Source organism: Paenibacillus sp. J22P15 (assembly GCF_056269345.1).
The window spans coordinates 201,012-221,735 of sequence record NZ_JBWDNT010000004.1 but is presented as its reverse complement, the minus strand read 5'-3'; the positions used below and the strand labels follow the sequence as shown (position 1 = coordinate 221,735).

Annotated in this window: 21 protein-coding genes and 1 other RNA gene; 7 read left to right on the top strand and 15 right to left on the bottom strand. The window is 43.9% G+C overall.

Features of this window, described 5'->3' with window-relative positions; genetic code table 11:
• Positions 1-23 precede the first annotated feature (23 nt).
• Positions 24-827, bottom strand: coding sequence for a GTP diphosphokinase (gene yjbM / locus AC0YN6_RS12090; protein WP_475747094.1), 804 nt, complete (start codon positions 825-827; stop codon positions 24-26).
• A gap of 17 nt (positions 828-844) precedes the next feature.
• On the bottom strand, positions 845-1,942 hold the full coding sequence (locus tag AC0YN6_RS12085) for a quinone-dependent dihydroorotate dehydrogenase (protein ID WP_475747093.1): 1,098 nt from the start codon (positions 1,940-1,942) through the stop codon (positions 845-847).
• Positions 1,943-2,704: 762 nt separating this feature from the next.
• Between AC0YN6_RS12085 and AC0YN6_RS12080 the strand changes: the two genes are divergently transcribed.
• Positions 2,705-2,845 (top strand): hypothetical protein, encoded by a 141-nt coding sequence (locus AC0YN6_RS12080; RefSeq protein ID WP_475747092.1) that lies wholly within the window; start codon positions 2,705-2,707, stop codon positions 2,843-2,845.
• Positions 2,846-2,850: 5 nt separating this feature from the next.
• Here the strand turns inward: AC0YN6_RS12080 and AC0YN6_RS12075 are convergent, their stop codons facing one another.
• From AC0YN6_RS12075 to AC0YN6_RS12065, 3 genes are all read right to left on the bottom strand, one after another.
• Complete coding sequence (locus AC0YN6_RS12075) at positions 2,851-4,251, bottom strand: L,D-transpeptidase (RefSeq protein WP_475747091.1); 1,401 nt, start codon at positions 4,249-4,251, stop codon at positions 2,851-2,853.
• A 156-nt stretch (positions 4,252-4,407) separates the two neighbouring features.
• Positions 4,408-4,644, bottom strand: coding sequence for a ferredoxin (locus AC0YN6_RS12070; RefSeq protein ID WP_475747090.1), 237 nt, complete (start codon positions 4,642-4,644; stop codon positions 4,408-4,410).
• Between the two features lie 56 nt (positions 4,645-4,700).
• Positions 4,701-5,987, bottom strand: coding sequence for a DNA polymerase IV (locus AC0YN6_RS12065; protein ID WP_475747089.1), 1,287 nt, complete (start codon positions 5,985-5,987; stop codon positions 4,701-4,703).
• Positions 5,988-6,190: 203 nt separating this feature from the next.
• Here AC0YN6_RS12065 and cimA point away from each other — a divergent pair, with 203 nt between their 5' ends.
• Positions 6,191-7,807 (top strand): citramalate synthase, encoded by a 1,617-nt coding sequence (gene cimA, locus AC0YN6_RS12060; protein ID WP_475747088.1) that lies wholly within the window; start codon positions 6,191-6,193, stop codon positions 7,805-7,807.
• Between the two features lie 113 nt (positions 7,808-7,920).
• Here the strand turns inward: cimA and AC0YN6_RS12055 are convergent, their stop codons facing one another.
• Positions 7,921-8,460, bottom strand: coding sequence for a TlpA family protein disulfide reductase (locus AC0YN6_RS12055; RefSeq protein ID WP_475747087.1), 540 nt, complete (start codon positions 8,458-8,460; stop codon positions 7,921-7,923).
• Between the two features lie 248 nt (positions 8,461-8,708).
• On the opposite strand from AC0YN6_RS12055, the gene AC0YN6_RS12050 reads away from it, so the two are divergent.
• Positions 8,709-9,176 (top strand): M67 family metallopeptidase, encoded by a 468-nt coding sequence (locus tag AC0YN6_RS12050; protein WP_475747086.1) that lies wholly within the window; start codon positions 8,709-8,711, stop codon positions 9,174-9,176.
• Here the strand turns inward: AC0YN6_RS12050 and AC0YN6_RS12045 are convergent.
• The 3 genes from AC0YN6_RS12045 to AC0YN6_RS12035 are packed head-to-tail and all read right to left on the bottom strand — an operon-like array spanning position 9,162 to position 12,384.
• The gene (locus AC0YN6_RS12045; protein WP_475747085.1) at positions 9,162-9,896 is read right to left on the bottom strand and encodes an exonuclease domain-containing protein; all 735 of its coding nucleotides are present in this window, start codon (positions 9,894-9,896) and stop codon (positions 9,162-9,164) included. The two genes, AC0YN6_RS12050 and AC0YN6_RS12045, sit on opposite strands and share 15 nt — an antisense overlap.
• Before the next feature lie 12 nt (positions 9,897-9,908).
• Positions 9,909-10,976 carry a DUF294 nucleotidyltransferase-like domain-containing protein gene (locus AC0YN6_RS12040; protein ID WP_475747084.1) on the bottom strand — a complete coding sequence of 356 codons (1,068 nt, stop codon included), beginning with the start codon at positions 10,974-10,976 and terminating at the stop codon, positions 9,909-9,911.
• 43 nt (positions 10,977-11,019) lie between these two features.
• On the bottom strand, positions 11,020-12,384 hold the full coding sequence (locus AC0YN6_RS12035) for an ammonium transporter (protein WP_475747083.1): 1,365 nt from the start codon (positions 12,382-12,384) through the stop codon (positions 11,020-11,022).
• Between the two features lie 436 nt (positions 12,385-12,820).
• On the opposite strand from AC0YN6_RS12035, the gene AC0YN6_RS12030 reads away from it, so the two are divergent.
• Both AC0YN6_RS12030 and AC0YN6_RS12025 read left to right on the top strand, forming a co-directional pair.
• On the top strand, positions 12,821-13,246 hold the full coding sequence (locus AC0YN6_RS12030) for a MerR family transcriptional regulator (protein WP_475747082.1): 426 nt from the start codon (positions 12,821-12,823) through the stop codon (positions 13,244-13,246).
• Positions 13,247-13,283: 37 nt separating this feature from the next.
• Positions 13,284-13,964: a zinc metallopeptidase gene (locus tag AC0YN6_RS12025; protein WP_475747081.1), complete on the top strand. Its 681-nt coding sequence runs from the start codon at positions 13,284-13,286 to the stop codon at positions 13,962-13,964.
• Between the two features lie 94 nt (positions 13,965-14,058).
• On the opposite strand, the gene gltC is transcribed toward AC0YN6_RS12025, so the two are convergent.
• Positions 14,059-14,952 carry a glutamate biosynthesis transcriptional regulator GltC gene (gene gltC / locus AC0YN6_RS12020; RefSeq protein ID WP_475747080.1) on the bottom strand — a complete coding sequence of 298 codons (894 nt, stop codon included), beginning with the start codon at positions 14,950-14,952 and terminating at the stop codon, positions 14,059-14,061.
• Positions 14,953-14,986: 34 nt separating this feature from the next.
• On the bottom strand, positions 14,987-15,634 hold the full coding sequence (locus AC0YN6_RS12015; RefSeq protein ID WP_475747079.1) for a rhomboid family intramembrane serine protease: 648 nt from the start codon (positions 15,632-15,634) through the stop codon (positions 14,987-14,989).
• 102 nt (positions 15,635-15,736) lie between these two features.
• On the opposite strand from AC0YN6_RS12015, the gene tpx reads away from it, so the two are divergent.
• Positions 15,737-16,255 (top strand): thiol peroxidase, encoded by a 519-nt coding sequence (gene tpx / locus AC0YN6_RS12010; RefSeq protein WP_475747078.1) that lies wholly within the window; start codon positions 15,737-15,739, stop codon positions 16,253-16,255.
• An 83-nt stretch (positions 16,256-16,338) separates the two neighbouring features.
• On the opposite strand, the gene AC0YN6_RS12005 is transcribed toward tpx, so the two are convergent.
• From AC0YN6_RS12005 to cshA, 4 genes are all read right to left on the bottom strand, one after another.
• Positions 16,339-16,722 carry a DUF1499 domain-containing protein gene (locus AC0YN6_RS12005; protein ID WP_475747077.1) on the bottom strand — a complete coding sequence of 128 codons (384 nt, stop codon included), beginning with the start codon at positions 16,720-16,722 and terminating at the stop codon, positions 16,339-16,341.
• A gap of 113 nt (positions 16,723-16,835) precedes the next feature.
• A non-coding RNA gene (ssrS, locus tag AC0YN6_RS12000) (6S RNA) lies at positions 16,836-17,018 on the bottom strand.
• 47 nt (positions 17,019-17,065) lie between these two features.
• On the bottom strand, positions 17,066-17,842 hold the full coding sequence (locus AC0YN6_RS11995) for a YesL family protein (protein ID WP_475747076.1): 777 nt from the start codon (positions 17,840-17,842) through the stop codon (positions 17,066-17,068).
• Between the two features lie 184 nt (positions 17,843-18,026).
• Positions 18,027-19,628, bottom strand: coding sequence for a degradosome RNA helicase CshA (gene cshA, locus AC0YN6_RS11990; protein ID WP_475747075.1), 1,602 nt, complete (start codon positions 19,626-19,628; stop codon positions 18,027-18,029).
• Positions 19,629-19,822: 194 nt separating this feature from the next.
• Here cshA and AC0YN6_RS11985 point away from each other — a divergent pair, with 194 nt between their 5' ends.
• The gene (locus tag AC0YN6_RS11985; protein WP_475747473.1) at positions 19,823-20,623 is read left to right on the top strand and encodes a YitT family protein; all 801 of its coding nucleotides are present in this window, start codon (positions 19,823-19,825) and stop codon (positions 20,621-20,623) included.
• Positions 20,624-20,724 lie beyond the last annotated feature (101 nt).

Here is a 20,724-nt window from a genome sequence, read left to right as displayed (position 1 = left end):
AGCCTCATTAATCACATATCATGCTAGCTTTGGCTTGCTTTCTTAGCTTTACCAATTGCAGCTTGTATATCTAACGACAGCTGATTAAGCTCATGATAATCCTCTTTCTCAAACTTCTCATTAAATTTCATTTGAAATTGAGCAGCTTCACGAACCCGATTATAGAAATATAAGTCTTGAATGCCTTTAAGCGCCTTTGAGACCACATTTGATTGTTCCTCGAATTCAGTTTGCGCATCCAGTATCTCTTTGCGTATGCTAGTCATTTCCGTATCGAGCTGCGATGCAGCCTCCGCAGCTTTTTTCAGCCGCTCACGGACATCCTCCGGTAAGCTTTCCTTAAACTTATAGTTTAAGGAATGCTCGATCGTTGCCCAAAAATTCATCGCTAACGTGCGAATTTGAATTTCTGCCAACACGATCTTGTATCCAATCGCCGTTTGCACCGGATATTCTACAATCATATGGTAACTGCGGTAGCCGCTGACTTTGAAATTTGTTATATAATCCTTCTCGTATACAAGGGTAAGATCCTTCCGTGTACGTATCAGGCTAGCAACGCGGTGAATATCATCCACAAACTGACACATAATGCGAATACCCGCAATGTCCTCAATTCCAGTATCGAGCTGGTCCGATGGAACGTTCAGTCGCTTGGCTTTTTCCAAAATACTTGAAACTCGTTTAACCCGGCCGGTGACGAATTCAATAGGCGCGTACGCCTCTCTTATTTTCAGTTCAACCCGCATAGTCTTAAACTTTACTTTCAGTTCTTCAACCGCTTGTTCATAAGGCTGCAAAAAAAGATTCCAGTCTCTACCGTCCATCCGGCCGCCTCCTGTTCTTAAACGTGATCTGCACCAACTGCTTCGGCAATATTGCGGTAGCCATCTTTGCGTAAACATTCCTTTAGGCCATTCGTAATCTCACGGAGCACACCCGGCCCTTTGTAGATTAGCGCTGTATAAATCTCAACTAGGGAAGCCCCCGCGCGGATTTTATCGTATGCATCCTGTGCAGTAAAAATGCCGCCTGAACCAATAATCGGCAGCTTTCCTCCCGTCTGACGATACACTGCGCGAATGACCTCAGTTGAACGATCACGTAGCGGCTTGCCACTAAGTCCGCCTGCTTCACCAGCGTTAGAATGCTGAAGACCCGTTCGTGATAGTGTTGTATTCGTTGCGATAATACCCGAAACTCCGCTTTCCATTATGGTAGCCACAGTTAGTTCAAGCTGTTCATTCGTCATATCTGGAGCAATTTTGACGAGAACTGGTTTTGCTTTCGCTCCTATTTTCGCCGCTTGAGAGTTTATTTCCTCTTTTACAGCGCTAAGTAGATTTCTCAGCTCTTCTCCATGCTGTAAGTCGCGCAAGTCTGGCGTATTTGGAGAACTAATGTTGACGACAAAAAAGTCGCCATATGTATACAAATCCCGTATGCATGTCTGATAGTCCTCATGAGCGAGTTCATTTGGCGTCGTTTTATTCTTCCCAATATTAACAGCAATCGGAATCCGATTTATTTTGCGACGCGACAATTTCTCTGCCATTGCAGCTGTTCCATCATTGTTAAAGCCCATTCGATTAATGAGCGCTTCGTCAACTGAAAGACGGAACAATCTCGGCTGTTCATTACCAGCTTGTCCTTTTGGCGTTACTGTCCCAACTTCGGCAAAACCAAAGCCTATACTGGAGAACCCATCTGCTGCTTTACCGTTCTTATCTAGTCCAGCAGCTAAGCCCACTGGATGCGGGAAATGTAAACCGAATAGATCTGTAGCAAGCTCAGGCGACTTTGCTACGCCGTACATTGCATGCATTAGACCATTCATTCCAGGCACGACACCACCTGCGGCTAAGCCGTCAATAACAAGATGATGAGCCCTCTCTGGGTCCATTCGAAAAAAAATAGGTTTTAAAATTGAAGAATAAAGCAACTTACTCACTCCGATCTCAGATGTATGTTCTATCTGACAGTTTATCGTTTTTGCAGCAAAAAGAAAAGAGAGGCCGTCTCAAAAGGGGTAAACTTTTTAAGTTAATTACGATTGAGTCGCCTTGAAATATCACGAAAACGGCCCTGCAGGTCTAAGCCCGCATGGCCGTTTTTGGATTTTATCGATCGTCCATCCACGAACAACAGCGATCGGAAGAACATTCGACTGCCTAGTGAATTTGGGAACCACATTCTGAATAGAAAGGGGCTATCCCATCGTCATCTTTGATGACTTTTGGGACAGCACCATTTCCCTGAAAACGATCAATTCTACACAAATAGGTCTAGAAACTAGATCTATCATGCTGCACATTCCGCCAAAGTGCCTCTAAAGCGCCGGATTATTAGTAATAGGTCTAAAAACTAGACCTATTTCCCTGAAAACGATCAATTCTACACAAATAGATCTAGAAACTAGATCTATCATGCTGCACATTCCGCCAATGTGCCTCTAACGCGCCGGATTATCAGTAATAGGTCTAGAAACTAGACCTATTTCCCTGAAAACGATCAATTCTACACAAATAGATCTAGAAACTAGACCTATCATGCTGCCCATTCCGCCAATGTGCCTCTAAAGCTCCGGATTATCAGTTGCCTCTACTTTAGGGATACCCACATGCATTGTATTGCGGCTTGTCTAGAAAACGATTACAATGAGAACATATTATTTATGACTATGAAATAGAGAGGTTGATTGTCGATGAGTTCACCAAAAAGAAGACCGGCAACAATGAAAGTAAAGCCGAAGGAAGAAGTGAATAAAAAAGCACTCATTTGGATTGGTTCAATCGTAGGCGTAGTTGTTGTAGCAGTTGCGCTGCTTCTTATCTTCACTTCGTAAGCAGGCTACGTCAACCATTTATAAATTTTCGAGGGATTGGTTTCGTTCTGAAGCGGCTCCAGCTTAAAGCGTTCGGTTGGCTGCTGCACTTTAGTCGGAAGCGTCCCATTTTTTATTTTTACAATAGTGCCGAGCGGCACCATATCAAATAGCTCTTCAACATCCGCTTTCCCCATACGAATACAGCCTAGTGATTCGTCTTTACCAATACTACCCGGCTCATCCGTTCCATGGATAGCATATAAAGTGTTTGATAATGTCATGCCTCGACTTCCAAATATGCCTTCGTCTCGCCCATTCGGATTTCTTACCTTCTCACTAATATAAAAGCTTCCCTCTGGTGTCTCATCGCCTCCAAGCCCCACCTTATAGCTGCGTACAATTATATCCCCTTGAATAATGGCAAGCCTATAATTCGCTTTATCCACAACAATCTCCAGCGGTCGGCTCCACTGTTCATCCAAAATCCCGTTCGTCCCTACAATCGTGCTTATTCTTGGTTCAAGAGCCTCTTGCGGCTTAGTTCCTTCCACATTTGTTTGTACTTGTCCTGCTGCCTCACGCTTCTTTTCTTCTTCCACGGTCTTCAGCTTGCTCAGTACCGCAGAGAACATGAAGCGCATGCCTCCTCTTTCCCCGGAGAGAACATTATTTGGGTATGAACGAATGAGGTCATCCAGCTTCTCCGGCCATTTTTTGTTTCTCTTCTCGTATTGGTAAATTCCGCTTGCAAGCGTCCAATGCATCTCCTGCTGCTTGATCCACTCCTCATATTGCTTAACAGTTGAGGCTGCATCTGAAGGCTCACATTTGCAAGCTAGACGATCAAGCATATGTACATCTAGCTTACCGCTGCCGCTTTCCTTCTCGATGGACATGAGCAGTCTTGTATTACCTGACCATTTGCGCCAGCCAGCATCTTCCTCCAGTCGTGCTGCGATGGTGAGCAGCGGAGCTTGTTTCCCAGCTGCAATGAGACTATTCCATGCACTGCCGATCGGATTTCGTTCCTTGCGCGGGACAAATACAACGCCAATAGGAGCCACTTCACCAAATACAACCGCTGTCGGCTGATCAGCTTTCTCCTTGAAAATTGCACCGTCCGCTTGCGCAAGAACAATAAAGAGTAGAAACAATAGCGCTAATGCACTTCTTTTACGCATGAACTTTTTTTTCTTCTGCTTCAAATCCCAATCCTTTAGCAATTGCAGATGGTTTTCCGATAATGGATGACTTTCATGCTCGAATGCATCATATACCTCGCCCGCCTGCAAGAAGCAATAATTTGCTTTGCCATCTTTGCCGGCAAGTTTGTATTGCTTGCCTAACAAATACCATCCCATTTGGTTATCGGGGTGCTGCTTTACAAATTGCTTCAAATAAAACATGTCTTCTAGAGAGTCCATCCCCCATCCTCCCAACATCTGGTATACCCTCTTTATCGGCAGGTATGGAGTTTGTTTGTATCCCCCGCTCCCATTTCATTCATCTAATAAACAAAAAAAAGGCTCCTCCCCCACAGCATAAGCTGGTAGAGAGAAGCCTTTTCACTTGATAAAAAATTAGTAATTGAAAGGAACATCTGCGATTTTGATCGAATCTGTCGGACAGCCATCAGCTGCATCCTGCAAATCATCATACAAATCTTCCGGAATTTCTGTGTTGCCTGTATTGCCATCAGCTTTATAAATAACCTCTGCAATACCTTCGTCATCATAATCATAAATGTCAGGCGCAGTAGCTCCGCAAGCTCCACAAGCGATGCATGTATCTTTTTCTACCCAAGTAAACTTACCCATGGAAATTCCCTCCCCAATAAATAAACGGAATAATCTCGTTTTAGTACAGTCAAGCTTCATTCATCAATATATAACAAACTGTCGTCCTTTTGCAAGGATGTTCCTCGAATTCGCTTATTCCTTATTAAGGTTGAAGGATCATCTCCAAGCATTCCCGCCGTCAAAACAGCGTCCTCTCCATACTTATCACGGAGCAGATCCATCGCCTTGGTCAACGCTTCCTTACGCGGTTGTTGCTCGTAGCTGAATATATCGAGCTGCAAAGCAGTTTCCGCAAGCAAACTCAGGTTCTGCAGCGTTACTCCCAGTAAGCGAATCGGCTCGCCTAGCCTCCAATGCCTATCGAACAACTTGCAAGCTTCCCTGTAGAAATCTTCAGACGCTTGTGTCGGTGCAGGGAGCGTATGAGAGCGGGAAATCGTCGTCATATCCGGTTTGCGAATCGTAATCTGAACGGTTGTCGCGACCATCTTCTGCCTTCTTAGCCTGCGTCCTGTCTGATCCGCCAAATTTAGCAGCACTCGGTAAACATCTTCTCGCGATGTGATGTCACTCGGAAGCGTCGTCGTATGTCCAATTGATTTATTTCTTTCCCGATTTGGATTAACCTCGGAATGGTCCAGTCCGTGTGCTGCAGATTTCATCCAGGAGCCAACGACGCCGAAATGCTTATTCAGCATTATTTCATCCGCAGCTGCCAGCTGACCAATTGTACGAATGTTCAGCTTTGTCAGCTTATCAGCTGTTTTTTTTCCAATCCCAAACAAATGGTCGCATGGTTTATCCCAGAGTACCTTTTGTACATCTCGAATCCGTAACACAGTAAGTCCATTAGGCTTTTTCATATCTGAAGCCATCTTCGCCAGCAGCTTGTTTGGAGCAAGACCGATCGAGCAAGGAAGTGACCACTCGGATTTGATGCGCGCCTGAAGCGACTCAGCAATTTCAAGCGGAGTACCGAACATTTTCGATCCCGTAATATCCATATAACACTCATCTATGGAGACAGACTCTACAAGCGGAGTATATTGTCTTGCTATTCCCATAAAGCCATGTGAATATTTGCGGTATAACGAAAAATCAGGTTTTATTAGTATAAGCTCAGGACATAATGTTAGTGCCTGTCTGACCGTCATTCCCGTCTTTATTCCCCTGCTCCTTGCAGCATACGAACAAGTGACAAGGATACCCTTGCGCTGCTCGACACTGCCAGACACTGCGGTTGGCCTGTCCTTGTACTTGTCCGGCTCCTCTGCCTCATGAACGGAACAATAAAAAGCATTCATATCTAAATGAATGATAACGCGGCCCTTGGCCGGATAGAACTCATTTGCATTCGTCATATTCGCGTGACACACCGCCTAATCTAAGCCATAAGCTAACATAAGCTTATTCACCCCAAGCATACAATTCCACTAGGGTCAAGTCAACGAAGTGCTCACAAGCTGACAAAAATTCCTTTTGCCCCCTCTACTTTCAAGGCGACAAGTGTTATAATGTTAAATTATAATTTGAAAAGGCATTCAGTGAAGGAGGCGTCCCGTTAATGACAAAAAACATTTCTATATTCGATACGACGCTGCGTGACGGTACTCAAGGTGAAGGGATCAGCTTGTCGGCAGATGACAAATTAAAAATTGCCCAGAAGCTCGACGCGTTGGGCGTTCATTATATTGAAGGCGGCAATCCTGGAAGTAACAGTAAAGATATTGAATTTTTTCAACGGATCAAAGCATTCAACCTGAGCGCCAAAATTACCGCTTTCGGCAGTACCCGTCGCAAAAACAGTCTGGCTGAGCATGATGCCAGCCTTGTTCGCATCGTAGAGTCCGGTGTACCGGCTGCTACGCTTGTCGGCAAGTCTTGGGATTTCCATGTACATACAGCCCTGCAAACCACTTTAGAAGAAAATATGTCGATGATTTATGATTCGGTTGCTTTCTTGAAACAAAACGGCATGGAAGCTTTGTTCGACGCCGAGCATTTTTTCGATGGCTACAAGAACAATCCGGAATATGCGATCTCGGTGCTGAAGAAAGCACAGGATGCTGGCGCAAATTGGCTAGTCCTTTGTGATACGAATGGCGGTACATTGCCTAGTGAAATCCATGAGATCGTTACCCGTATCAAACAGGAATTAACGGCTCCTATCGGCATCCATACTCATAATGACTGTGAGCTTGCTGTCGCGAACTCATTAGCAGCAATCGAAGCCGGTGCCCGCCAAGTGCAAGGTACGATTAATGGATATGGAGAACGCTGCGGGAACGCAAATCTATGCTCCATCATACCTAACCTGCAAATCAAAATGAAATATGACGTTTTGCCCGAGGACAAGCTTCGCACATTGACTAGCACAGCCCGCTACGTCAGTGAAATTGCTAATGTACACATGCCTGTCGGTCAAGCTTATGTCGGCAATGCCGCATTCGCTCACAAAGGCGGTATTCATGTTTCTGCGATTATGAAGGATTCAAAAACCTATGAGCATATTCAGCCTGAGCTTGTTGGAAATAAACAACGCATTCTTGTCTCTGAGCTCGCAGGACAAAGCAACATTATTTCAAAGGCGAAAGAGCTTGGACTCGACGTTAACGCAAATAATGAAAAGACAAAGCTTATCATGGATCAGATTAAAGAGCTCGAGCATCAAGGTTATCAATTCGAAGGTGCCGATGCATCCTTGGAGCTATTGCTTCGTGAAGCCTTCGGCTCCGAGACTAAAGAATTGTTTAAAGTTGAATCTTTCAAAATGCTCGTAGAAAGAACAAACGGGCAAATGATTTCCGAAGCCATCGTAAAAATCAACGTTGGCGGTCAGCAGGTTTATATGGCTGCTGAAGGAAACGGGCCGGTTAACGCGCTCGATAACGCGCTGCGCAAGGCACTGGTGCAGTTTTATCCGAAGATTGAAGGAATTCATCTGTCCGATTATAAAGTCCGTGTAATCGACGAGAAGGACGCTACAGCCGCTAAGGTTCGTGTTTTAATTGAGTCCACTGGTCTCGATAATACATGGAGTACTGTCGGTGTATCGAGCAACGTTATTGAAGCAAGCTGGGAAGCTCTCGTAGACAGTATACGTTATGCTCTGCTTAACATGGTCAAAGTCGATAGCGTTCATGGGGACTCACACGACCGCATCGGACTTATCAATCATTAACTAGAACGAAGCTGATGATGCGTACACAACAAAAAGAGTCGAACAGGTTATCAATACCTGCTCGACTCTTTTTGTTCGTTCAGAGCTGCTTTAGCCCAAGTACGATTCATATGCTACATCCACTTTTCAATGAGACGTTCCCATTCCTCATATGGAATGACACCATTGATTCGCTCACGTATAACACCTTCACTGTCAATCAAGAACGTTGTCGGAAACGTATCTACTTTATATTGCTTCGTTACATCCCCTACACGATCCATCAATATCGGAAACGTAAATTCATATTCCTTCACAAATTCCCGGGCAGCACGTTCTTTATCATACTTAGTAGCATTGACGCCATAAAGTGAAATGGCATCTCCATATTGCTCATGCAAGCGCTGAAGATCCGGTGCTTCGAGCTCACATGGTCCACACCAGGAAGCCCAGAAATTAACGAAGCTGAGCTTGTCCTTCTTACCCCCTATTTCATAGGATTGCTCATTTAAGTCCGGCAGACTGAAGGTCGTCGCTTCAAATCCCGCTTTAGGCTTAAAGCCTTCCGTAGTTGCCGCTAAAGTTACGGAGTCAGAATCATCATCTTTATATTGAAAAAAAGCTAATCCGGCAAACAGCAATGCAATGGTGAAAAGAGCTGCAACGCGCTTCATGAAGTTCCTTCCTTCTCTCACAATATCATCATGCTCATATGGCTACATGGTATCATGCACCGTATAGAAGCTCAATACACAGGACAAATTAGCCATAAAAACGTCATTTTTCAAAAATAACTTTTGAGTTGTCGCTCTTCCTATTATCGGTTAAATGAATGTTGTTCATACTCCAAAAGTTAGGAGTTAGCACCCATGCACTTATTTCGTTATACTTAACTCATTCACATTATTCAGGAGGCATTAATATGGAATCGCAGCAAACGAGTGGTTGCATAACCAAGATGGCATACGAGCGACTAATACAAATATGTATGGACACTCGTCCTTTAGAGGCATGTGGAATTTTGGCAAGCAGCCAATCATTACCTAATCCTTCCTCTGATCAAACACATGAAAAAGATACCGTCGTAATAGATATCGTTATTCCCATTTCAAATATACATAACGATCCTCAACATTCATTTTCATTTGATCCGACTGAGTGGACAACTGCATATTTTGAAATGCAAAAAAACCGACAAACGCTTGTCGGCTTATTCCATTCTCATCCTAGTACTGAGGCAGTCCCGTCTTCTAGCGACACTCAGGGTTTCTTACCAGCATCGGAACTTTCCTATTGGATTGTTTCATTGCTAAACAGCGAAGCGCCTGTCGTAAAGCCATATCGCCTCTCAGAGGGTTCATTTATCCCGCTTCAGCTAGTGCTTACTTAAATAAGCATATAAATCGCCAAGCGTCGTAATGTTTCTCTCCAAGATACGGTTCAAATAGTTCCGCCAGAGCTTTGCTGTCATCATTGAATCTTGCAATGCATGGTGCCGATCCGTTATTGGAATACCGCAGCTCTCAAGTAAATCATCGAGACTGTATCCATCAAGGGTCGGCTCCAGCCATTTGGCTACCATCATTAAGTCCAGCACCCTGTGGTTTAAACTAATTTTTGATGTTCGCCAGAGCGCAGCATTTAGAAATTGCTTATCGTGTCCAGAAGCATGCGCAACAAGCAATCGTCTGCCAACAAATTCCATGAAATCATGAAGCACCTGCATAAGATCAGGAGCATCCTGAACCATTTCATTTGTAATTCCCGTTAATTCAATAATTGCTTTTGGGATTGTACGTTTGGGATTAACGAGACTATAGAAGGTCTCATTCTCAACAAGCTCTCCACCTCGAAACAAAATAGCGCCGAATGAAATAATCTCATCACCGTTATTCGGATAGAAGCCGGTTGTCTCCAGATCAAATACAATAACCTCCAGCTCTCGAAGAGGCATATCGAACATCGATTGCTTACGCTGCTCTTTATTTGCATTACGAATAAACGCCATTTGCTGTGCGTTTTGTGAGCCTAGCATAGAAGCGATGGCAGGCGTAAATCCTCCCATTTTATATAGGTTCCACATGCGACCGACGCCTTTTTGATCCTTCATTTCTCCACCGCCTTACTTAAGCCTGCCCATTGTTTGCTTAAAAACCGCACGCTGCAGCTTCTTACCAAGACGGAGACCGCTCTTTAATTCATCCGTCATTTCCTTCGTTAATTTACGGCTCGACAGCTTGCCATTATTGGCATACATTCCATCTTCATTCTGCTCAGTTGTCATTAATCGAAGCCGAAGGAAAATGCGAAAGGCCTGATCGTAAATGACCCCATCTGACTGTGACAGCTTCCCAGCTTTCACTAGCATTTTAATTCTCTCTAGCGTAGATGTTTCACGGATGCCTGCTTGAATGGACATCAATCGAATTGAATTCACCAAAGGTATATAGGCGCCATATTTAATATCAAGACTGCCGGCTTCTTCGCCGTACTGCTCCTTCAATAATTGACCAAAAAAACCTAGCAGTACCTTGTGACGCATTGTATTTTCGAGCATCCGCTTTAAAATAATCTGATGATTGAGCATATCGATAAAAAACAAATCTTTAAGCTTATCAACCAGCTGTTGATCACCATAAATACAGCGGCCGTCAGCTATGATCAGTAAATACCGAACCGCCTCCCACGCAGGCTCCTCAAACCAGTGATTCAGTTTATTTCCCCATTCTGATAAGGACAGACACCATTCAGTGTTGCTGCTCAGCACATTCCCCTCACAAGGCGGGTATCCCGATCTCTGAAGATTCTGAACAATAAATGTACACAATTTCAAAAAATAACCCTTTACTTCTCCCGAATCAGTCACTGGATCCTGATAGACAACTCCGCTGTCTTGATCGCTTGACAAAGTCTGCTCTTTTCGACCGCCGCTGCCGAACAATATATATGCGTAAGGCACGGGAGGAGAACCTATCCCCATCCGTGCCATTTCCGCTTCTGCGAGGATAATCGAGCGTTGAATTACCGCATCGTGCACCTCATTCAGATGTTCATTAAATTGTTCGACTGAACGCGTTGGGAGAAGAGCTTCCATATGCTCGTGAACCTGATCCCGTAAGTTTCGCAGCCTATCCACATGATCGGCTGAACCAATCTGCTTGAGCAGCTGCAATCGCACCGGATCATTCATGCGTCGCTCTCTCCCTTCGGTCAGGCCATCTTCTTTTTCACAATTAACCTTGAATATTTTGACCAGCTTTTTTCATTTGCTCAGGATAACCATAAGCCCCATGCTCACTTAGGTCAAGACCGATAATTTCTTGCTCTTCCGTAACACGGAAGCCCATAATGAGCTTCATCAGACCAAGAACAAGGAAGGATGCTGCGAGCACGAATGCGCCAACAACTACAACGGATTCAAATTGAACCCAAAGCTGCTTCCAACTGTCCGTATCGATCAAACCGCCTGTGCCCACTCCTACTTTATCTGCAAGTTCTTGCGTTGCGAAGATACCATTAGCAAGCGTACCCCACACACCAGCTGCGCCGTGAACAGACAAAGCATAAATCGGATCATCCACTTTAATTTTCTCGAAAAACTTCACGCTGTAGAATACAAGAACGCCTGCAACTAGACCAATGACGACTGCTGCCCAAGGATCAACGAATGCACATGATGCTGTAATGGCAACAAGACCAGCAAGCGTACCGTTAAGCATAGTTGTAATATCCGCTTTACCTGTGACTGCCCAAGAAATAAGCAATGCTGCAACGCCGCCTGCACCTGCTCCAAGCATCGTGTTGAATGCTACGTATCCGAAGAACCCATCACCAATAGCAACTGTGCTTCCTGCGTTGAACCCAAACCAACCGACCCATAGAAGCAATACGGAAAGTGCTGTAAATACTTGGTTATGTCCCAAAATTTCGTTTGCAGAACCATCTTTGTTAAATTTACCGATACGCGGTTTAAGCAGCACGGTTGCAACAAACGCTGCTAGAGCACCTGTTAAATGAACAACTGTGGAGCCCGCGAAATCTTGTGCCCCATCTTCAGCCAACCAGCCACCGCCCCAAATCCAGTGTGCAACTACAGGATAGATAATTGCAATAAAGAAGATTGTAAATACAATATATGCAGATAGTTTAGCTCTTTCTGCGAAACCGCCCCATGCTATGGACAGCGATACAGCTGCAAAGGCTAATTGGAATAAGAAGTATACAGTGCTCGGATAGCTATCGCCTTCTCCAGCAGCAAGTGCTGGATCAAAGAAGAAATTCCCCCAACCTATTAAAGCATTTATTCCGCTGTCTCCGCCAAAAGCAATGCCGTAGCCGAATGCCCAATAGATAAGTGCTGCCAATCCTGTTGTGAAGATTGTTTTGCCGGCAACGTGACCAGCATTCTTCATGCGTGTAGAGCCTGTTTCAAGAAGAATGAATCCGCCTTGCATAAGAAGTACGAGAATAAATGAGAGCATAACCCAGAGTGAGTTGAGACCCATGTTCAACGTTCCTGCGGATGGATCCTCTGCAAACGCCATTACCGGGAACAATAAGGTAAAGATTCCTAAAGCTAACATCGTTTTCTTAATCATTACGACCACTCCCTGAATGTTATGTTTTCTAACATGTTTTGAAAGACTTAATGTCATTATAGTCAGAAATCCTCAATTTGACAATACGTTTTATCTGCTTTTACAAAAAAAATCAAACGTTCGGCATATAATCTAACACGAACGTTAAGAAATAGGGCATTTCCGTCCCAAAACACCTCACTGCCGCACCAAATTCTTCGCATTTTTATTGCTTATAGGCATTCCTTCCTACTGTTATAAGAACAAACACGAGAAACCTAACATGGAAGTTTACTGTTTCATGTGACTTTAAATGCGTTATATAGTAGAAGCGAAAATAAAAAGCATTATAGATACGAATTTGATGCAATAATTGTATAACCATGTAACACGTTTGACTGTATGGTTACTTTCCTATTATCATTAGAGGTAAAATGAACGAATGGAGGACTTGAAAATGTATCGTATCGGAGAACTTTCCAAACTAGCGCAAATCAGTCCACGAACAATTGATTATTACACTTCAATCGGTCTAATAGAGCCTGCAGAGCGTTCTGCCAAAAACTACCGCCTCTACTCCGACGAAACCTTGCAGCGCCTGGAACGTATTGAACAGATGAAAAAAGATAAATATACATTAGATGAGATTAAATCCGCTATTGATAGCTGGAGCAAAATAACTCCTGAGGAGCAGGTCTCTCGCAAGCTGACGGACTTACAGTATCATCTTAGCCAGCTGGAGCGTGAAGTGAAGGAACTAGAGCCTGTTATTAAAAAGCTCAAGCCTCGTCAAGCTAATCACCTCTACACCCGTCTCATGCCGCAGACTGCAGCATGTATCGAGGCACTTATGCTTCTCATCAACAAAAGCTCCCTAATGTAGCTGAATATTTCATCATAAAAAACGGAGGAATGACTCAATGGGATTTATTTATGTTTTAATCATACTTGCTTTTATACTAACAATTTGGGCTCAATTCCGGGTCAAAGGAACATTTAAGAAATGGACATCCGTTCAAGCTCACAGCGGTTTAACCGGCTACCAAGCAGCAAGGCGAATGCTTGATTCCAACGGTCTGCACGATGTGCCGATCGAGCCTGTACGCGGAACCCTTACTGATCACTACGATCCGATTCATCGTGTTGTACGTTTATCGGAGCCTGTATATTATGAAAACTCAATCTCTGCGGTTTCCGTCGCTTGTCATGAGGTCGGCCACGCTATCCAGCATGCTGAACATTACCCGATGCTCGTACTGCGCCATCGCATTTTCCCAGTCGTAAATTTCGCTTCCGGCATAGCCCCATTCCTTTTCATTGCCGGCATCCTTTTCTCAGCAATGAATCTAATTGGACTAGGTATCGTCTTCTTCTCGGTAGCAGTAGCTTTTCAAGTAATTACACTTCCGGTCGAGTTTAATGCCAGCAACCGCGCTAGGGACATCATGATTTCAGAAGGATTCATTACGAATGATGAAGAACGCGGGGTTGCAAAGGTGCTTAATGCAGCAGCATTAACTTATGTAGCAGCAGCCCTCTTATCGTTACTGGAGCTAGTTCGATACATCTTAATCTTTGTAGGCGGCAATCGTCAGGAATAACATAGCTAAATAAACAAATAAAAGAGGGGCAGTTCCCGATCGGTCTTAATCGACCGATCGGAGCTGCCCCTCTTTCGTTTCATTTCACTGTCTGCTACTTATTTTCCTGAAAATAACGTAGCAGAAAGCCATGAAACACTTTCGCTACTAAGGGTAATTTTTCATTTGATCTCTGAATAAGTCCAATCGTTCGCGTCACTTGCGGCTCTATTACCCGTACCTTAGTTGCTTGCAATGGACCTGTATAGTGCAGCGCCATCTCCGGAAGCAGACTCACGCCCATTCCCGCAGCAACCAACCCGCGAATCGTATCCGTTTCTTCACCCTCAAATCCGATCGTCGGCGTGAAACCAGCCTCTTGGCAAGCGTCCCAGACGATTGGTCGCAGCGAGTACCCTTCACTAAACAATACGAACGTCTCCTGCTCCAGTTCCTTCAAGGCAATTGATTCTCTGTCCGATAAACGATGTCCTGGCGGAATAATTGCATAAAGCTCTTCTGTCAGTAAAACCTCGCCACAAACAGATTCATGTTCATTAGGAAAAGGAGATATGAATGCCAAGTCAATTTCACCTTTAATCATGTCACGAATGAGCGAGGGGTACATACCCTGTTTAAATTTAAATTTTACATTCGGATGCAGCTTGCGAAAGGCTGCTACAACCTGTGGAATTAAGGATATCCCTAGACTATGCGGGAAACCAAGTCTTATCTCACCCTTCTCAGGATCAAGAAATTCATGTATTTCAATAACAGCACGCTCCAAATCGGCCAAAATAACTTCAGCACGCTTTAGAAAAAGCTGACCGACGGGCGTGATCTGTAGATTTCTTCCTTTTTGAACGAACAACTTCACACCAAGCTCTTCTTCAAGCTGGTGAATTTGGCGACTGACTGCAGATTGTGCAACATGCAGTTCTTCCGCTGCTTGTGTTACATGCTCTTTTTTTGCTACTTTTACAAAATAATAAAGCTGACGAAGTTCCATACCGGTTAGATTCTCTCCCGTATATACATAATTTTTAAGAGTATCGCTGTTTCTTTTGTCTCTTTATCCGGTCAAAGCCGTTATAAAGCAAGAAGCCAGCCAGAGCACCACCAACATGTGCCCATAGATCAACTTTTGCAACAAGAAAGGAATAGATAACCCCAAAAATCAATATCGTGTACACCGTCTTACGCGAGCCCTCATCGAGCTCTGCCTTACGGAACAGAGATATATACAGAAACGCACCATACACGCCATAAATCGCACCTGAGGCCCCTACACCTACATGACCGTAGGGATCATCTTGAATCACATTGACTAAAGCGCTCATTACATTGCCAGCAACCCCGCAAAGCAAATAAAACATAATATATCTGAATGATTTAAGTAGATACTCAAGTGGAGGTGCGAATACCATCAAAGCAAACATATTGTATAACAAGTGTTCAAATCCTGCATGCATGAACATAGCTGTGAAATATCGCCATGGCTGCTGCAGCCCAAACGGATCATTAACAGGGTCAGTAGCAAATGCGCCAAACTGATACGCATGCAAATAATCGTTAGGATTGCCATTCAAAATGATCACAATAAAGTAAATGATATTTAAAGCAATCAAGGTTGAAGTTACCGGATAAAGCTTCAAATAGGAGCGAAAGCTCTCATAGCGTAAGAAGATCATTAGATCCTCCCCTTTCTCGATCCAACAATTGGACAAGTTTGTTTCATAACGATTATAATAAATCTGGTATTGAACATACAATTTAGAGGAGGAAATTCACAAATGACACAAGAACGTAATGGAGCTGCTACTTTCAAGGGCAATCCGATCACATTAGTTGGACCAGAACTAAAAGTAGGAGATCAAGCACCAGATTTCAATCTTAACAAATCGCTCGTTGAGAATGTATCTCTTAAGGACTACTCCGGTAAAATTAAACTAATCAGCGTTGTACCTTCTATTGATACAGGAGTTTGCGATGCACAAACTCGTCGTTTCAATGAATCTGCAGATTCACTCGGTGACAACGTTGTCGTGTTGACTATCAGCGTTGACCTTCCTTTCGCACAAGCACGCTGGTGCGGAGCTGCTGGAATCGACAAAGTCGTGCTGCTTTCTGACTACAAGACACATAGCTTTGGCGAATCATACGGCGTATATATAAAAGAGTTTGGCCTGGATCACCGCGCGATCTTCGTTATCGATGCTAATGACACGATTCAGTATGTTGAATATTTGAGCGAAATGACTGAGCATCCGAACTATGAACAAGCAATTAATGCAGTCAAAGCGCTCGTGTAATTCGAACAACAAACTTTTTTTGTAAATATTGCAAACAAAGCGAGTGAAGGATACCCTTCCTCGCTTTGTTTATGAATGAATGATTAAACTTTAAATGCAACCAGCTTCTTATCTAGTGTGCGGTATAAATCCAAGATGACTCTGTAATTAGAACCAAGATCCCCCAGCGAGCCGCGAGATGCTGAATAAATATCAACAGCTGATTGCAGCGGATTTACGCTAATAACCGATACGGTAATGTCCATCGTTCTTCCAAATGCCGTGCGCTTCTCCAGCACAATCTCCCCAACGGATTGCACTTCATGCAACACCTTATATCCTTGCATTTTCTTAAGAGTCGATATCACTTCTTCCCAAGCCTTATCTTTCGACAGTTTGTAGAAATGAGATTTGAGCATTGGATCCTTAGCCCTGTCACCAGTCTGTTCATGACTGCGCAGCAGCCCGATCAAGGTCCGCTTCAACAACAACGATCTCCCCCTCCGGCATCTATGTACATTACTCTATATGATACCATGATTTGTCCCATGAAAAAAGAGCTATCACTGGATTTTACCAGCAAATGCTCTTTATTTGAAAATGAGAACCCGCCTATGCCGTCCGACTCACATGTTTCTGAACCCGCTTACGCAGGTGGGTGACCGCAGAACCGCTTTTGAGATCCCCTTTCGGGGGCATGTCAGCTGCGTCTCGATATTGGTCTCCCGTGAAACAGCCATTGGTTCAAAACAGCGTAAAGCCGTAACGAGCATCGCAGGAGGTATTGCTATTATAGACTGAACAAATGAAAAAGTAAACTTTGATGGGCTGTTATTTACTGGACCCGCTCGAATCTTCTTTAACCAAATCGATCCGATCAAGCTCAGCTGCCTTCTCCGCTTCTTCTTCCTCAGCCAAACGCGCTTTCTCCGCTTGGTCCTGCAGCTTTTGATAAATCAAGTTGAAGTTCCAAAACGCTAAGTATGCAATGATACTTCCCATGAAAAACGGGATAAGAAAAGTGAATTTTGTACTGAAATACATCACCGCACCGCACATAAGCGCAGTCGATAACGACCGGAAAGGTTTACCAATCGTAATCAAAACAGCGTTTTTCAGTAATTGAAACGTTTTCATATGATAATGGACAAGCATCGAGAAAAAATTAAATAGCGATACAGTAAGCAGCAACAGAAACGCTATGAAAATGTATGAAAGCAAATTCAATTGTTCACGATATACAATAAAGTCAACAATCATAACCGCCAGCAGTAACGTATAAATAATACCGCCAAGCATACTTTGTTTATAATTTTCTTTGTAGCCGCGGAAATAAGTTTTGAATAGAGGGACATCAACCTCGCCCATCACCCATTTGCGGGCAACCGCAAACATCGCTGCAGTAGCCGGAAATAAACAGAACGGTGCAACAACTGCCATTGCAATTAGAGCGGAATAGATTTGATTAACATCCTGCGATAAAAGCAATCCCAATGAAAAAAAAGCGAATGGAATCGAACATATCAACCACAAAACATTAATAACGGCTAACCTCATGATCCATTCAGAAATTTTGTAAAACCCACCCATTAGCCCTCTTGGTTCCATCGGATCTGCCTCCAGAAAAGTAAGATTACTCCCACCAGACTACATTGCATAGCGGAATTAGCATATCTGTTTTGTATTATGACTCTCAATACAATAATATTAAAAAAAATCGAGGTCGTCCAGATGCCCGTTAGGGATCACGGACTTCCTCGATTTTTTTTGGATATACAAGGGTAACGATTTATTAGTTATTTACATAACCATCGGAAGAGCTTTTCGGACGACGGTTTTCTGGACGTCCTTCGCTGCTTCTTTTACCTGCATAGCCGCTGCCGCTGCTGCCGCCACGGGACTCATAGCCACCGCGTGAGCTGCCGCCAGTACTGCCGCTGCTGCGTCTGTCATCGCGTCCGCGATATCCACCGCCGCCGCCAGTGCTGCTGCCGCGATTGCCGCCGTATGATGATGAGCCGCTGCGGTTGAATGGACGACCATTCGAACGAATATCCGGCTTGCGTTTTTTCGCACGAAGCGGATCTTCCGGTGTCAATTCGATTTCTACGTTTTTCTTCTCGCCAGTCAGCAATTTGATTGCTGCGGAAAGCAAGTGAACGGAATCATATTGCTCAAGCAATTGAATAGAAATCGCTTTGTACTCCGTGAATTCTTCGTTTTGAACGACTTCAAGAAGACGCTCAGCAGTGATGCGTTGCTTGCCTTCAATCGCTTCTGCAATGCTTGGAAGCGGCTTACGGTTCATCTTCTGACGCGTAACTTTCTCGATGAAATGCAAGTGATCCGTTTCACGAGGTGTAACGAATGACCAAGCTGTACCTTCTTTACCTGCACGACCTGTACGACCAATACGGTGAACATAGCTCTCAGGATCTTGCGGAAGGTCAAAGTTGATAACATGTGTTACGCCCGACACATCAAGTCCGCGAGCAGCAACGTCTGTCGCTACCAAAACGTCGATGCTGCCGTCACGGAATTTACGCATTACGCTATCGCGTTGGTTCTGCGACAAGTCACCGTGCAAACCATCTGCAGTATATCCGCGTTTTTGAAGAGCTTCACTAAGCTCATCAACCCGGCGCTTAGTACGGCCGAAGATGATTGCAAGCTCAGGGGATTCCATATCAAGCAAACGGCTAAGAGCTTCAAACTTTTGACGCTCATGCACTTCAATATAAGATTGCTCGATAAGTGGAGCTGTGATTTGTTTCGGAATAACTGAAACATGCTCAGGGGTTTTCAGAAATTGATGTGCAAGCTTCTGAATGTTAGTAGGCATAGTTGCAGAGAACAACATGGTGTGACGCTCTTCTGGTACTTGCTTCAGGATGGATTGGATATCCTCCATGAAACCCATATCAAGCATTTCATCTGCTTCATCCAAAATAACAGTTTGTACATCTTCAAGACGAATCGTTTTGCGGTTGATATGATCAAGCAAACGTCCTGGTGTACCAATAATAATTTGAGGTTTCTTCTTCAATGCACGGATTTGACGACCAATCTCTTGTCCACCATAAATCGGCAACGAGCGAAGACCTTTGTACCTTGTTAACTTCCCGATCTCGTCAGCCACTTGAATAGCGAGTTCACGGGTTGGCGTCATTATTAATGCGACAATGCGTTCCTCGCTTGTCGGAATTTTGTTAATGAGCGGAATTCCGAATGCCGCTGTCTTTCCTGTACCCGTCTGTGCTTGGCCAATTAGATCTTTCCCTGCCATAGCAATAGGGATAGCTTTGTCTTGAATCGGGGTAGATTCCTCGAATCCAAGTTCGGTAATTGCTTGCAACACTTTTGGTTCCAAGCCAAATTCAGCAAATGTTTTCAAACTTTTCTCAAACTCCTTTTATCTGCAGCCTACTTAAGAATATCCAAATCATTATAGCACACAATCAATCGTGAATACCAGTAAACCAATTAAAGCCATACTAAGCATGCCAAAATTAAGGAGTTAAACAAGTCGGTTGCATTGGAGCGATAATATTGAATCCGCATTCCCTGCGTTACCTTTTCACCATACCTATGATGACCATAGGATCCTTACTTATCGCACTAGGCTTCAACTTTTTTCTTATTCCGCATCAGTTGTTAAGCGGTGGAATATCTGGCATTTCCATGATGATCGGCTATATTACCGGTGGTAACATCGGATGGCTTTATTTTATCCTCAATTTACCGGTTTTAGTATGGGGATGGTTCGTATTAGGTCACCGCTTTATTTTATGGAGCGTCTACACTGTTGTCGTCTCTACCTTGTTCATTCAGTTGGTTCCAGTCGTCAAAATTGCTGATGATCTTGTACTCGGCGCAGTATTCGGCGGCCTTATCATCGGATTTGGCAGTGGATTAACACTGCGATACGGCGGCTCCTCTGGCGGTTTCGATATTATTGCCTCCATTGCAACACGAAAACACGATTGGCCAATAGGAATGATCATTTTCTTATTAAATGGTGTTGTCATTGCTGTATTGGTCATGTTTACACAAAATTGGGATTTAGCATTGTACTCACTTGTGGCGATTTTTTCTGCTGGCAAAGTAATAGATCTCATCCATGTAAGGCATATTAAGCTAACAGCATTCATCGTTACAACGAAGACCGATGAGCTGCTCTCAAAACTGCTCTCCCACCCCCGCGGAATTACAATAATAAAAACACGCGGTGCTTATTCATCGGTCGAACGAGACATGCTGATGACGGTTAGGACAAAATATGAGTTAGCTGAGCTAAGCAAGACAGTAACCACAATCGACCCGCAAGCGTTCATTAACATCGTAGAGACGGTTGGTGTCTTTGGCGATTTTCGCAAACCAAAAGACTAATCCATATACGCAAGTATGGATTTTACGCCGTATCCCTATGTTTTTGAAAATGATCCTGCTATAATATTTGTATCCCGTAGTTTGGTTTCTTGCCATATGAT

What these genes read in the sequence shown, in the direction of transcription:
- yjbM (WP_475747094.1), bottom strand. Translation starts at nt 827, where the DNA reads ATGGACGGTAGAGACTGGAATCTTTTTTTGCAGCCTTATGAACAAGCG.
- AC0YN6_RS12080 (WP_475747092.1), top strand. Translation starts at nt 2,705, where the DNA reads ATGAGTTCACCAAAAAGAAGACCGGCAACAATGAAAGTAAAGCCGAAG.
- AC0YN6_RS12075 (WP_475747091.1), bottom strand. Translation starts at nt 4,251, where the DNA reads ATGGACTCTCTAGAAGACATGTTTTATTTGAAGCAATTTGTAAAGCAG.
- AC0YN6_RS12070 (WP_475747090.1), bottom strand. Translation starts at nt 4,644, where the DNA reads ATGGGTAAGTTTACTTGGGTAGAAAAAGATACATGCATCGCTTGTGGA.
- AC0YN6_RS12065 (WP_475747089.1), bottom strand. Translation starts at nt 5,987, where the DNA reads ATGACGAATGCAAATGAGTTCTATCCGGCCAAGGGCCGCGTTATCATT.
- cimA (WP_475747088.1), top strand. Translation starts at nt 6,191, where the DNA reads ATGACAAAAAACATTTCTATATTCGATACGACGCTGCGTGACGGTACT.
- AC0YN6_RS12055 (WP_475747087.1), bottom strand. Translation starts at nt 8,460, where the DNA reads ATGAAGCGCGTTGCAGCTCTTTTCACCATTGCATTGCTGTTTGCCGGA.
- AC0YN6_RS12050 (WP_475747086.1), top strand. Translation starts at nt 8,709, where the DNA reads ATGGAATCGCAGCAAACGAGTGGTTGCATAACCAAGATGGCATACGAG.
- AC0YN6_RS12045 (WP_475747085.1), bottom strand. Translation starts at nt 9,896, where the DNA reads ATGAAGGATCAAAAAGGCGTCGGTCGCATGTGGAACCTATATAAAATG.
- AC0YN6_RS12040 (WP_475747084.1), bottom strand. Translation starts at nt 10,976, where the DNA reads ATGAATGATCCGGTGCGATTGCAGCTGCTCAAGCAGATTGGTTCAGCC.
- AC0YN6_RS12035 (WP_475747083.1), bottom strand. Translation starts at nt 12,384, where the DNA reads ATGATTAAGAAAACGATGTTAGCTTTAGGAATCTTTACCTTATTGTTC.
- AC0YN6_RS12030 (WP_475747082.1), top strand. Translation starts at nt 12,821, where the DNA reads ATGTATCGTATCGGAGAACTTTCCAAACTAGCGCAAATCAGTCCACGA.
- AC0YN6_RS12025 (WP_475747081.1), top strand. Translation starts at nt 13,284, where the DNA reads ATGGGATTTATTTATGTTTTAATCATACTTGCTTTTATACTAACAATT.
- gltC (WP_475747080.1), bottom strand. Translation starts at nt 14,952, where the DNA reads ATGGAACTTCGTCAGCTTTATTATTTTGTAAAAGTAGCAAAAAAAGAG.
- AC0YN6_RS12015 (WP_475747079.1), bottom strand. Translation starts at nt 15,634, where the DNA reads ATGATCTTCTTACGCTATGAGAGCTTTCGCTCCTATTTGAAGCTTTAT.
- tpx (WP_475747078.1), top strand. Translation starts at nt 15,737, where the DNA reads ATGACACAAGAACGTAATGGAGCTGCTACTTTCAAGGGCAATCCGATC.
- AC0YN6_RS11995 (WP_475747076.1), bottom strand. Translation starts at nt 17,842, where the DNA reads ATGGAACCAAGAGGGCTAATGGGTGGGTTTTACAAAATTTCTGAATGG.
- AC0YN6_RS11985 (WP_475747473.1), top strand. Translation starts at nt 19,823, where the DNA reads ATGATGACCATAGGATCCTTACTTATCGCACTAGGCTTCAACTTTTTT.